This window comes from Pseudomonas sp. GCM10022186 (assembly GCF_042656385.1).
GTDB lineage: Bacteria > Pseudomonadota > Gammaproteobacteria > Pseudomonadales > Pseudomonadaceae > Metapseudomonas.
The window spans coordinates 30,979-43,676 of record NZ_JBHSOU010000067.1 but is presented as its reverse complement, the minus strand read 5'-3'; the positions used below and the strand labels follow the sequence as shown (position 1 = coordinate 43,676).

Here is a 12,698-nt window from a genome sequence, read left to right as displayed (position 1 = left end):
GTTTCGCTCCGCTCTAGCGGAACGCCGCCCGCCACATCCCACGGAGGGTCGTAGGGTGGACCACGCTTCACCGGTCCACCATTCGCGGTACTGCCGGACGCCGCATGGTGGAAATAAAAAGCGATTTCCACCCTACGCCGCGTCCAACCGATGGTGCATGTGGCACACCCTGCCAGCCCGCCTCGCGAATGAATTCGCTCACACAGCACCGCGCCGCTTCATCACGAACACGCCTGGCAGCCGCCCGCCCATGACCTAGGCTTGCACAGGCAAACCGGAAGAATTCCAGAGGCTCGGGAAAGGAGCAGCACAATAAGGGATTGGCCGAAACAGGCCGGCATTTCTCGGAGCCTGGAATGATTCTGTCTTCGTACTTCATGCAGTGCTTACCGATCACAGGAGTACAACCATGGAGCAGCAGATTCCCGTTCAGCAGAACCCCGGCATGAAATTGCGCGGGGTGAATCTCGGCGGCTGGCTGGTTCTGGAGAAGTGGATGACCCCCAGCCTGTTCGAGGGATTGCAGGCCACGGATGAAACCACCTGGTGCGCCGAGATGGGCGCCGGTGCCACGCAAAGGCTGCGGCGACACTGGAACAGCTTCATCACCCGCGAGGATTTCGCCTGGTTGCACGAGCACGGCATCAATGCCGTGCGCATTCCCCTCGGCCACTGGATCTTCGGCCCGGATTACCCTTATCACCCCAAGTACGGCGAAAGCCGCCATCCCTTCGTCGAGGGCGGGATCGAGGTACTCGACCGCGCCTTCGCCTGGGCGGCCGAATTCCAGCTGCGGGTCGTCCTCGACCTGCACGCCGCGCCCGGCTGCCAGAACGGCTTCGATAACGGCGGGATCAAGGATGTCTGCCAATGGCACACCGATGCGCAATACCGCGAGCACTCGCTGAGCGTGCTGGAGCGCCTGGCCGAGCGTTACCACGACCACCCCAACCTGCATGCCATCGAGGTGCTCAACGAGCCGCGCTGGGATGTCCCCACCGACTACCTCAAGAGCTACAACCTCGACGCCTACCAGCGCATTCGCCGCCACTGCGCACCGGAGCGGGTCAGCGTGGTCTTCCATGACGGTTTCCGCTCCTTCGAGGAGTACCTGGGCTTCATGCAGGCTCCGGAATTCGCCAACGTGGTCTTCGACCTCCATCGCTACCAGTGCTTCGAGCGCGTCGACATCGACAGCGACATCTACACCCACATCCACAAGGCCAGCGGCCAATGGAAAGCCGAAGCCGATGCGATCATCGGGCAATTGGGGTTGCCGGCCTATTGCGGCGAGTGGAGCCTGGGCCTCGACCTCAAGGTGGTCTCGCTATGGGCCGAAGGCCCCTTCAACCACGCCCTGGAACACATGGACGACGTGCAGCGGAACATCGCCTATCGCGGCTATGCCGCCGCCCAGTTGCTGACCTTCGAGAAATACCTGGGCTGGTTCTTCTGGAGCTACAAGACCGAAACCACGCCGGCCTGGTGTTTCCGCGAATGCGTCCAGCGCGGCTGGTTGCCCTCAACTTTTTCTTAGGGCACGAAGGGGCGTGCCGTAGCCGACGAACTGCTCCTGCGGCAGGTGATTGAGCAGGAGCCTGCGCTGGTAGTGCCGGTCGAGGCCGGCCTGGAAGCTGATGGCCATCAGCGTCGCCTCGGGCAGTTCGCGGTGCAGCAGGTCCATCAGGTATTCCTCGCCCTTGGTCTCGTAGGCACTGGCCGCCTCTTCGATGAACACCCAGGCGGGCTGCTGCAGGAACAACCGGGCGATCCCCAGCCGTTGCTGCGCGCGCAGCGGCAACACGCTCTGCCAGTTATCCACCTCGTCCAGGCGCGCCGCCAGCCAGGCGATCCCGGCGCACTCCAGGGCATGCTGCATGGCCGCGGCGGCGAAGGTACCGGCAGGCAACGGATAGCTCAGCGCCATGCCCAGGCTGCCGACCGGCAGGAAGGGTCGCTGGGGCAGGAAGCAGATCGCCGTGTCCGCCGGCAGCCGGACTTCGCCATGGCCCCACGGCCACATGCCTGCGAGCACCTTGAACAGGCCGATGGTGATCGTCGGATCGCCGGAAATCAGCACCCGCTCGCCCGGCTGGATCACCACGTTGAGTCCCTCGATCAGGACCTGTCCGTCGGGGTTGGCGATGCACAGATCGCGCAACACCAGTTCCGCCTTGTTCGACTGCGCCAGGGCGATGCGATGGGCCTGCGGCTCGGCCGCCTGCTCTTCGATGCGCAGCAGGTCGTTGTAGAGACTCATCACCCGGTCGGCCGACGCCCGGCAACGCGCGAGTTCGGCGAGGTTGTCGATCGGCCAGGAGAGCGCCGAGGTCAGCTGCTGGAAGGCCTGCGCGGCCTGCATCAACACGCCCAGGGTCATGGCGCCGGCAATGAACTGGGGCGCCATGACCAGGATCGGGAATACCGGCAGCAGCACGCCGTAGCCGGACGAGAACGACACGATGCCGAGATAGGCGAGCGTCTGCCGATACCAGCGCCGGCCCAGTTCGGTGAAATGGGCCGTCGAACTCCTGCGCTCGGCATCCTCGCCCTGCATCAGCGCGATCGACTCGGAGCTTTCCCGGGCATGGGCCAGCCCGAAGCGGAAGTTCGCCTCCGCGGTCTGCAGCCTGTTGGTGGCCTTGATCAGCGGCCGCCCGAGCAGCAGGCCGAACAGCGTGCCGGCCGCGGCATAGGCAAGCGCCAGGATCACCATGTAGCCCGGCACCAGCAGGGCGGTGCCGGGAAAGTTCACGCTGCCGGTGACCGTCAGCAGGATGTCGGCGAAGCTGCCGAAGATCAGCAGCGAGTAGACCAGCGAGTGGGTCAGGGCAATGGTGCTTTCGGTCACCACGTGGATGTCTTCGGCGATACGACCGTCCGGGTTGTCGTGCTCGCCCTCGGTCAGTTGCAACTGATAGTGGCGGCCGCGCGCCAGCCACTTGTCGACGACCTTGGCCGTCAGCCAGCGGCGCCAGTCCAGCTGCAGCCAGCGCTTGACCTTCATGTGCATCGCCGTGACGCCCACGGTCAGCAGCAGGATCACGACGAACGTGCCGACCTGCACCCATAGGCGGTCCGGCGACCTGGCCTCCAGGGCATCGAAAAGCGCGCGGTTCCAGTAATTCATCCAGATCACCAGCGCGACCTGGGCCAGGGTGAGCAACAGCAGCACCAGGGTGAAACCGCGTACCTTCCACTTCTCCGCGGAATTCCAGTACGGCATCACCAGCCGCAGGAACTGCCAGTGCAGTTTCGGCGGTTGCCGAACGTCTGGCGGCCGGGCCATTTTAAGCGCGGCCTCGTGGCATCAGCGGGGGACGTAGCTCACCCAGGCGCAGGAGTGGCGCGGCAGAATCATTGGCTTGGCCAACGGACAGAAACCCCTCCCGCAGGGCACGCGCCCCGTGATTCCCACGATCGGTGAAACGCTGCAAGCGAACCCCGCGCCGATGCGCAACGCAGAATTCTCCCCGCAACAGGCGGGTATGCGCTCCCGCCATTTCTATTGGCAGATACATCATCCGACCCCCTACTGCGCAAGGTCGAAGCCCTAGTTATCAACGTACTCCGGGGAGCGCGTTGTCTATAGCCTGCGGAACTCTTCCCGTCCCGTCAGGATTTTCCGCGCGGCGCAGCGGCGGTAGGTGTGAGCCAACGATGGCCGATGATGATAGTTGTGCGGCTCGCTGGACTCAGCGCCGGTCTGCACCGGATATCTACATTCAAGCACACGGAGCTCGAACGGCACTGCTGATTGCTACCGTTGAGCAGGTTCGGCGGACAGCGATTGCGGCAGAGCCTGAGCGACCAGGCGGACGCTGACGGCGTCGAAACGGTGACCACCCGCGCCCGCCAGCGGATAGGGGGCGACTTGCGGCGGGTTCCGTTGTGCCACCACCGCGCCATCCGATGCGCAGACCGACGGCCCGATCGATCGCTCATGCGGCAGCGCCGGCCTTCAGTCCGCCTTGCCGATCAACTGGCTCAGCACCGCCCGCAGCTTGCCGGGTTTCACCGGTTTGTTCAGCAGCGGTATGCCGAGGTTCAGCAGGTCGCGGCGGCACTGGTCGCTGCGGTCGGCGGTGATGACCACCGCGGGCAGCTTTTGCGCGAAGTGCTGGCGCAGGGTGCGGATCACCTCGCAGCCGAGCATGTCGTGGTCCAGGTGGTAGTCCACCAGCAGCAGGTCCGGCGCCCGGCCCTGAAGCACCATCAGGGCGCCATCGAGGTCGGTGGCGGTGAGCACCTGGCAGCCCCACTGGCCGAGCAGCGCCGACATGCTCTCGAGGATGCCCGGTTCGTTATCCACCACCAGCAGGCGCTGGCCCGGCAGCGGGTCGCCGGTGACCGGTCGCGCCTCGACGTTGGGCCTCACCGGCGGCAGCGTATCCGCCAGGGGTACCTCGATGCTGAACACCGAGCCGCGTCCCAGTTGCGAGCGCACCTCGACCCGGTAATCCAGCATGCTGGCGATCCGATCGACTATCGCCAGCCCCAGGCCCACACCCTTGCGTTCCGCCGCGCGGCCCACGTCCAGCTGGTTGAATTCGAGAAAGATCGCTTCCAGCTTATCCGCCGGAATCCCCCGCCCGCTGTCCCAGACCTCCAGCCGCAGCCGGGCTCCGCGCCGGCGCACGCCGAGCAGGATGCGCCCGTGCTCGGTGTAGCGGCAGGCGTTGCTGAGGAAGTTGCGCAGGATACGCGTCAGCAGGCGGAAGTCGGTGCTGATGCTCATGTCCGGGATGCGCACCCGCAGGCCCAAGCCGGCGGCCTCGGCGACGCTCTCGAATTCCGAGGCCAGGGGACCGAGCACCTCGTCCAGCCGATAGACATCCAGATCCGGCTTGATCGCGCTCTGGTCCAGCTTGGAAATATCCAGCAGGTCGGTGAGCAGGTCCTCGGCCCCTTCCAGGGCCTGGTGGGTACGTTCCACCAGTTGCTGCTCCGCGGCCGGCAGCGCGCGCTCGCGCAGGGTGGATACCAGCAGACGGGCGGCATTCAGCGGTTGCAGCAAGTCGTGGCTGGCGGCTGCCAGGTACTTGTCCTTGCTGAGGTTGGCGGACTCGGCGGCGTCCCGCGCCTCGCGCAGCTGCTCGTTCAGCGCCTGCAGCTCGCAGGTGCGCTCCATCACGCGTTTTTCCAGTTCGTCATTGAGGGTCTGCAGACGCTGCTGGGCCAGGATGCGCTCGGTGATGTCGGCGACGAAGCCCTCCACCAGCCCCTCTTCATCGGGCTTGAGCAGCAGGTTCATCAGTACATCGACATGGCTGCCATCCTTGCGCACCAGGCGCGTCTCGTAGCCGAACAGCCCCCCCTCGCGCTGCAGCAGGCGGCGAATCTCCACCAGCTCGGCGGCGCCACCGGCGAACAGGTGGCTGGCGAGGTCCGTGAGGCTCCAGAGGCAGTCCTGGGGCGAGTCGTAGCCGAGCATCCGCGCCAGGGCCGGGTTGGCGGCGCGCACGCCCTGCTGCAGGCTGGCCTGGAAGATGCCATGCACGGCGTGCTCGAACAGCCACTTGTAGCGGTTGCGCTCGGTCTCCAGCTCCTCCAGCCGCGCCAGCAGCTCGGGGTAGTGGCTCTTGCGCGCCGAATGGCTGCCCAGGCCGAGCAGCCCGGTCAGGGCCTCGCGCTGCTCGTCAGAGGGCCTCGGCATAGACCACCTCGACATCCCGCTGGCTGGACTCGCGCGGGTTGGTGAGGATGCAGGGGTCGTCCATGGCGTGACGCGAGAGGAAAGGAATATCCGAAGTGCCGACGCCGTGCAGGCGCAGGGTCTCGTGGAAGCCCACCGCGTGCTTGAGGGTCACCAGGTGCTCCACCAGGCGCTGGCGCAGCTGGTTCTGGGTCAGGCCCCGGCAGTCGATGCCGAAGGTTTCGGCGATCACCTTGAAGCGCTCCGGCGCGGCGCTGTAGTTGAAGGCCACCACGTGCTCCACCAGCACCGCGTTGCACAGGCCATGGGGCAGGTCGAGGAAGCCGCCGAGGCTGTGGGACATGGCGTGCACGGCACCGAGGATGGCATTGGAGAAGGCCAGCCCGGCCTGCATGCTGCCCAGCATGATCTTCTCGCGCAGGGCGATGTCATGGGGAGTGGCGATCATCGCCACCAGGTTGCCATTGATCAGGCGCATGGCCTCCAGCGCATGGGGGTCGGTGAGCGGTCCGTGGCCGGTGGAGACGAAAGCCTCGATGGCGTGGACCAGGGCGTCGATGCCGGTACAGGCGGACAGGAAGGGGTCCATGCTCAGGGTGGTTTCCGGGTCGATCAGCGACACGTCCGGCACCACCGCCTTGCTGACGATGGAGAACTTCATCCGCTCCTGCTGGTTGGAGATGATCACGAACTGTGAAACGTCCGCCGAGGTGCCGGCGGTGGTGGGGATCAGGATCAGCGGCGGGCTGGGCACGCTGAGGGTATCCACCCCTTCGAATTCCAGGATGCTGCGGCCGTGGGCGGCGACTATGCCGATGCCCTTGGCGCAATCCATGGGGCTGCCGCCCCCAACGGCGACTATCACGTTGCAGCCCATGCTGCGGTAGAACTCGGCCCCCTGCATCACCTCCTCCACCCGGGGGTTGGGCGATACCTGGGTGTAGAGGCAGTAATCGATACCCTGGGCCTGGAGGCTGGCCTCCACGTCGGCGACCCAGCCGGCGGCCTGCACGCCGGGGTCGGACACCACCAGCACCTTGCGCGCGCCGAAGGTGCTGGCGTAGTTGCCGACATTGTGCCGGCAACCGGCGCCGAAAATGATCTCGGGAGAAACGAACTTGCGAAGCGAGCTGATATCGTGACGCATCAAACGGCTCTTTTTTGTAGTTATGGGGTGAGTAGGACCCAGCCTACTGCATTCGCAGGTCATTTCAATCAGACCTTGGGGGGCTTTCCGATACTGGAGCTATCGGCCCAGGTTGTAGGGGCGAATTCATTCGCCAAGGGCGGCGCAGCTGCCCCCAACGCCCATGGGCAGACCTGCGGTCTGCTTGGCGAATGAATTCGCCCCTACAGGCTTATCACCTCCCGATAGAACCCCAGCTCCGCCTCCAGGGCATGGGCGAGGTTGGCGGCCTGGCGGAAGCCATGCCCCTCTTCGGGGTAGACATGGCACTCCACCCGCTGCCCGGCCTCGCGCAAGGCGGCCACCATGCTGGCGGTCTGTTCGGGGACCACCACCACGTCCTGCCCGCCCTGGAAGAAGATCAGCGGCGCGCCTATCTCCCCTGCCCGCAGCACCGGCGTGCGTTGCCGGTAGCGGGCAGCGTCCCGCTCGGGGTCGCCGATCAGCCAGTCCAGGTAGTCGGCCTCGAACTTGTGGGTCTTCTCCCGCAGCACCAGCGGATCGCTGACCCCGTATTGGCTGGCACCGCCGGCAAAGGGCGTATCCCCCACCAGCGCCAGCAGGGTGGTAAAGCCACCGGCGCTGGAGCCACGGATGAAGGCCCTGGCCGGGTCCACCCATCCCAGTTCGCCGAGATGCAGGAGCAAGGCCTTGGCATCTTCCACATCCAGCTCGCCCCAGCCACCGGCGAGCCGCTGCCGGTAGGCGCGGCCATAGCCGCTGCTGCCCCGGTAATCCAGGTCGGCCACGGCGAACCCGCGCTGGGTCCAGAACTGGATGCGCGGGTCCAGCACCGGCTGGCAGGCGGATGTGGGCCCGCCATGGCAGAACACCAGCAGGGGTGGACGCTGGCCTTCCGGAGCCCGGTAGACGCCGTTGCAGGGCGGATAGAAAAAGGCATTGGCCCACTCCCCGGCCCCCACGGCAAAACGCAGCGGCCTCGGCCGGGAGATCTCCTCCGGCGGCAGCCCCGTGCCACCGCCCGCCAGAACCCGTACGGCGCCGCTGGTACGGTCGATGGCCAGCACGGCGCTGCTGTTTTCCGGGCCGGCGGCAATGCAGTAGTAGCACCCGGCATCCGCCGCCAGCTGGCGAAAGCGGCTATAGCCGGTGGCCAAGGGTTCGCCGGCGGTATCGGCCAGATAGCCTTGGCCGTTCTCCAGCCAGGTGCGCAAGCCGGCCTCCGGCAGGTGATTGCTGGTGCCCAGCTGCCAGGGGGCCGACGCGTGGTCCGCCTGCCTGGCAGGCAGGGGCCGCAGGCCATCCGCCTGCAAGCACCAGGGTTGCCACCAGCCATTGCGGTCGCTGAGGCAATGCAGGCGCCCCTCGGCATCGAAGCGTGGCTGCTGCAGGGACTCGCCGCCCTCCCCGCCCGCGATGATTTCAAGCGTCCCCCAGGCCCCATCCTGAAGCCGGCGCAGGCAGAGCCGCGTTTCCGTCCAGGGCTGCGCCGGCCGGCTCCACTCGATCCAGGCCAGGGTCCGGCCATCCGGGCTGATGCGCGGCGCGGCGTAGAAGTCGGCGCCCTCGGCCAACACCTGGCTCTGGCCATCCTCAAGGGCTATGGAAACCAGCCGGTGGTCACCCTGCTCCTCCTCCACCGCCAGCACCACCGGTCCCGATGGCCAGAGATCGCCATAACGGCAGCGGCTATTGCGGGTCAGGGCGCCCGGCACGCCGGACCAGGGCTGGAAGTAGAGCTGCTGGTCCGCCTCGTTGACGAACACCACGCCAGCGTCGACCAGGCAGAAGGCACCGCCGCCGTACTCGTAGACCCGGCTGCGCAGCGAGAAACCGGCGGGTGTCAGGCAGCGGGCCGCGGCGTCATGCCATTGCCACAAGGTGGTACGGCCGTCGGCGGGATCGAACAGGGTCCAGAACAGCCCGGCCGGGCCGCAACGCAGCTCGGCGAAGTCGCGGCTGGCGGCGACGGCACGCTCCGCGCTCCAGGGGCTGTCCCAGAAGCCGAAGGCCCGGGTTTCAGGCGCGGCAGATGATTTTCGAGGCACGCTCATTGCGGTAGGTCAGTTGCTCCAGGGACTCGGGAGCCTGCTCCGCCTCTTCCCGTGCCGCCAGTATCTTGCCGTGGTGGTGGGACTTGGCGCAGACCGGGTCGGCGTTGCTGGCATCGCCGGTGAGCAGGAAGGCCTGGCAGCGGCAGCCGCCGAAGTCCCGCTCCTTCTCGTCGCAGGAGCGGCACGGCTCGGGCATCCAGTCATAGCCGCGGAATCGGTTGAAACCGAAGGAGTCGTACCAGATGTGCTTGAGGCTGTGCTCCTTCACGTTGGGGAACTGCACCGGCAGCTGGCGCGCGCTGTGGCAGGGCAAGGCGGTGCCGTCCGGGGTGATGTCGAGGAACAGGCTGCCCCAGCCGTTCATGCAGGCCTTGGGTCGCTCCTCGTAGTAGTCCGGGGTGACGAAGATCAGCTTGCAGGGGTGCCCTTCGGCCGCCAGCCTGGCCCGATACTCATTGGTGATGCGCTCGGCGCGTTCGAGTTGCGCGCGGGTCGGCAGCAGCCCGGCGCGGTTCAGCTCGGCCCAGCCGTAGAACTGGCAGGTGGCGAGTTCGACGAAATCGGCTTCCAGTTCCAGGCACAGCTCGATGATGCGGTCGATGCGGTCGATGTTGTGCCGATGGGTGACGAAGTTCAGCACCATCGGATAGCCCTGCGCCTTTACCGCGCGGGCCATGGCCAGCTTCTGGGCGAAGGCCTTGCCGGATCCGGCCAGCAGGTTGTTCACCTCTTCGTCGGCGGCCTGGAAGCTGATCTGGATATGGTCCAGCCCGGCCTCCTTGAACGCCGCCATGCGCGCTTCGGTGAGGCCGATGCCGGAGGTGATCAGGTTTGTGTAGTAACCCAGCTCGCGGGCGGCGCGGATCAGTTCCTCGAGGTCCTGACGCACCAGCGGTTCGCCGCCGGAAAAGCCCAGCTGGGCGGCGCCCAGTCCACGGGCCTGGCGGAACACCTCGATCCACTGGGCGGTGCTGAGCTCCGTGCCCTGCTGGGCGAAATCCAGCGGGTTGGAGCAGTAGGGACACTGCAGCGGGCAGCGGTAGGTCAGCTCGGCCAGCAGCCAGAACGGCGGCCCCGGCTGGTTTTCAGGCTTCGAGTTGCAACCAGAACTGGGCATGGGCCACCTCGATGAACGCCAGGATGTCTTCGTCCAGGCCAGGCACGTCGGGGAAGCGCCGGCGCAGGTCGAAAATGATCTGCGCCACCGAACGCTGGCCATCCACCAGCCGGAGGATTTCCCCGGCACTCTCGTTCAGCCGCACCATGCCTTCCGGATAGAGCAGCACATGACAGCCCTGGGCTGGCTCCCATTGCAGGCGGAAGCCCCGGCGCAGGTTGGGCACCTGATGCCGATCGAAGTCACTCATAGGGCGATCCCCCGATGCCAGACCCGCTCGCGGGTTACCGTGTGATAGGGCGGACGGTCCAGCTCGTAGGCCAGGCTCATGGCGTCGAGCATGCTCCAGAGCACGTCCAGCTTGAATTGCAGGATCTCCAGCATGCGCTGCTGGGCCGCCCAGGTGCGGTAGTGCGCCAGGGTGATGCGCAGACCGTGCTCGACATCGCGGCGCGCCTCCTTCAGGCGCTTCCTGAAGTAGTCGTAGCCGGCCGAGTCGATCCAGGGGTAGTGCTGCGGCCAGGCGTCCAGCCGCGACTGGTGGATCTGCGGGGCGAACAGCTCGGTGAGCGAGCTGCTGGCCGCCTCCTGCCAACTGGCGCGGCGGGCGAAGTTGACGTAGGCGTCCACCGCGAAGCGCACTCCCGGCAATACCAGCTCCTGGGACAGCACCTGCTCGCGGTCCAGGCCTACCGCCTCGGCCAGGCGCAGCCAGGCCTCGATGCCGCCCTCTTCGCCGGGGGCGCCGTCGTGGTCCTGGATGCGCTGGATCCACTCGCGGCGGGTGTCGCGGTCCGGGCAGTTGGCGAGGATGGCGGCGTCCTTCAGCGGGATGCTCACCTGGTAGTAGAAGCGGTTGGCCACCCAGCCCTGGATCTGCGCGCGGCTGGCGCGGCCCTCGTACATCGCGCGGTGATAGGGATGGTGGATGTGGTAGCAGGCGCCCTTGGCGCGCAGGGCCTGCTCGAATTCCACGGGAGTCATGGCGTTCTGGCTCATTTCGGGCTCCGTTACAACTCGATGCTCATGCCATCCCAGGCCACTTCGATGCCGTGGCGGCCCAGTTCGGCGCGCTCGGCGGAATCGACGTCGAGGATCGGGTTGGTGTTGTTGATGTGGATGAGCACCTTGCGCGGGCCCTCGAGGCCGTCGAGCACCTCGATCATCCCGCCGGGGCCGCTCTGCGGCAGGTGGCCCATCTCGCTCCCCAGCTTGTCGCCCACCTCGCAGTGGCGCATTTCGTCGTCGCGCCAGAGGGTGCCATCCACCAGCAGGCAGTCGGCGCCGCGCATCCAGTCGAGCAGCGCGTCATCCACCTGGCCGAGGCCGGGGGCGTAGAACAGCCGGCCGCCGGTTTCCAGGTCCTCGATGAACAGGCCGATATTGTCGCCCGGATGCGGATTGCCGCGATGCGGCGAGTAAGGCGGCGCACTGCTGCGCAGGGGGATGGCGGTGAAGCGCAGGCCTTCGCAGGCGGGAATCTCGAAGGCCGGGCTGGCCAGGTCGATAGGGTTCCAGATCAGGCCGCCGTTCCAGTGCTGGAGCATGGTGAACAGCGGAAAGCCGCGGGTCAGATCCTGGTGGACCATTTCGGTGCACCAGACCTGGTGCGGACAGCCCTCGCGCAGGCTGAGCAGGCCGGTGACATGATCGATCTGGCTGTCCAGCAGGATGATCGCGGCAATGCCGGTATCGCGCACGCGGCGCGCCGGCTGCAGTGGCGGGAAGGCTTCGAGCTGGGCACGGATATCCGGGGAGGCGTTGCACAGCACCCAGTCGACGCCGTTGGCGCTGAGGGCGATGGAGGACTGGGTCCGTGGCTGGGCGCGCAGCTTGCCGCTGCGCACGCCGCGGCAGTTGCGGCAGTTGCAGTTCCACTGGGGGAAGCCGCCACCGGCGGCCGAGCCGAGAATCTGGATGTGCATGGGATAAGCCCTGGGCGGGGGCCCCGGCACGGGGCCGGGGCGATGCGGATCAGCGGTTGGCGAAGTACAGGGTCACTTCGAAACCAATGCGCAGATCGGTGAAGGCGGGTTTAGTCCACATGGAGCAATCCTCTTGTTATGGCGCCGGAGGATTCCGGCGAGTCCAGTTAAGCACCTGGCCGGAGGGGGGGCGAATGGTACTTTCGGAGGAGATTCGCTCGTGATTTGGTAGGGTCCGGCCCGTGGCCTGCAATCGCGAATGAATTCGCTCCTACAGGGGTATGCAGAACCGGGGGCCTCGCGCGAACGGCCCTCCTCTCCCTTCAGGGAGAGGGCTGGGGAGAGGGTAAGTAGCCTGCTCGGAGTCCACTGGGCAGCCCTGCGGGCTGCTTGGCGAATGAATTCGCCCCTACAAGTAAACATCCACGTTCGTAGAACGTGGACTTGCTCTTGGCCCCCTGGAAGGGGGCGAATCCTCCCCCGTGCACAAGGCCGCCCCCTTTCGCCTGGCCTGGACCCTAGGGTGCGCTGCGCGCACCGATTCCGGGATCGGCTTCGGCACCACGTCAAACCGCCGGTGCGCACAGCGCACCCTAAGGACGTGGTTTCCCAAGCTCAAATGAATTCGCCCCTACAGGGTGTGTGCCTGGGGCTCGTTTCTGCAGCAAAGAAAAACGCGGCCGAGGCCGCGTTGCGATAAAGCCCTGCAGGGCATGGGATGGGGTGCGCAGTTCCCGCTGACAGGACGCCATCGGCAAAGGGCGTGTGGCGGCCGTCCAGCGCGCCACACGAGTCGACA

The 12,698-nt window shown here is 66.5% G+C and carries 10 protein-coding genes; 1 reads left to right on the top strand and 9 read right to left on the bottom strand.

Going from position 1 to position 12,698, the window contains the following annotated elements; all coding sequences use genetic code 11:
* Positions 1-409 precede the first annotated feature (409 nt).
* Positions 410-1,537, top strand: coding sequence for a glycoside hydrolase family 5 protein (locus tag ACFPU0_RS24910; protein WP_377695970.1), 1,128 nt, complete (start codon positions 410-412; stop codon positions 1,535-1,537).
* On the opposite strand, the gene ACFPU0_RS24905 is transcribed toward ACFPU0_RS24910, so the two are convergent.
* The 9 genes from ACFPU0_RS24905 to pqqA form a co-directional block, all read right to left on the bottom strand.
* Positions 1,523-3,289, bottom strand: a complete 1,767-nt coding sequence (locus ACFPU0_RS24905; RefSeq protein WP_377695969.1) for an ABC transporter ATP-binding protein/permease — start codon at positions 3,287-3,289, stop codon at positions 1,523-1,525. The genes ACFPU0_RS24910 and ACFPU0_RS24905 overlap by 15 nt on opposite strands.
* A gap of 672 nt (positions 3,290-3,961) precedes the next feature.
* Positions 3,962-5,656: a NahK/ErcS family hybrid sensor histidine kinase/response regulator gene (locus ACFPU0_RS24900; RefSeq protein WP_377695968.1), complete on the bottom strand. Its 1,695-nt coding sequence runs from the start codon at positions 5,654-5,656 to the stop codon at positions 3,962-3,964.
* A complete protein-coding gene (ercA, locus tag ACFPU0_RS24895; RefSeq protein WP_377695967.1) occupies positions 5,640-6,803 on the bottom strand; it encodes an alcohol dehydrogenase-like regulatory protein ErcA in 1,164 nt (387 codons plus the stop codon). The genes ACFPU0_RS24900 and ercA overlap by 17 nt, the downstream gene beginning before the upstream one ends.
* A gap of 203 nt (positions 6,804-7,006) precedes the next feature.
* Positions 7,007-8,857 carry a prolyl oligopeptidase family serine peptidase gene (locus ACFPU0_RS24890; RefSeq protein WP_377695966.1) on the bottom strand — a complete coding sequence of 617 codons (1,851 nt, stop codon included), beginning with the start codon at positions 8,855-8,857 and terminating at the stop codon, positions 7,007-7,009.
* Entirely contained in the window at positions 8,823-9,974 is a 1,152-nt protein-coding gene (gene pqqE / locus ACFPU0_RS24885; protein ID WP_377695965.1) for a pyrroloquinoline quinone biosynthesis protein PqqE, read from the bottom strand. The genes ACFPU0_RS24890 and pqqE overlap by 35 nt, the downstream gene beginning before the upstream one ends.
* On the bottom strand, positions 9,943-10,224 hold the full coding sequence (gene pqqD, locus ACFPU0_RS24880; protein WP_377695964.1) for a pyrroloquinoline quinone biosynthesis peptide chaperone PqqD: 282 nt from the start codon (positions 10,222-10,224) through the stop codon (positions 9,943-9,945). Before pqqD ends, pqqE begins: the two co-directional genes overlap by 32 nt.
* Complete coding sequence (gene pqqC, locus ACFPU0_RS24875) at positions 10,221-10,973, bottom strand: pyrroloquinoline-quinone synthase PqqC (RefSeq protein ID WP_377695963.1); 753 nt, start codon at positions 10,971-10,973, stop codon at positions 10,221-10,223. The genes pqqD and pqqC overlap by 4 nt, the downstream gene beginning before the upstream one ends.
* 11 nt (positions 10,974-10,984) lie before the next feature.
* The gene (gene pqqB, locus ACFPU0_RS24870; RefSeq protein WP_377695962.1) at positions 10,985-11,899 is read right to left on the bottom strand and encodes a pyrroloquinoline quinone biosynthesis protein PqqB; all 915 of its coding nucleotides are present in this window, start codon (positions 11,897-11,899) and stop codon (positions 10,985-10,987) included.
* Positions 11,900-11,948: 49 nt separating this feature from the next.
* Positions 11,949-12,020, bottom strand: coding sequence for a pyrroloquinoline quinone precursor peptide PqqA (gene pqqA / locus ACFPU0_RS24865; protein WP_072432761.1), 72 nt, complete (start codon positions 12,018-12,020; stop codon positions 11,949-11,951).
* Positions 12,021-12,698: the final 678 nt, after the last annotated feature.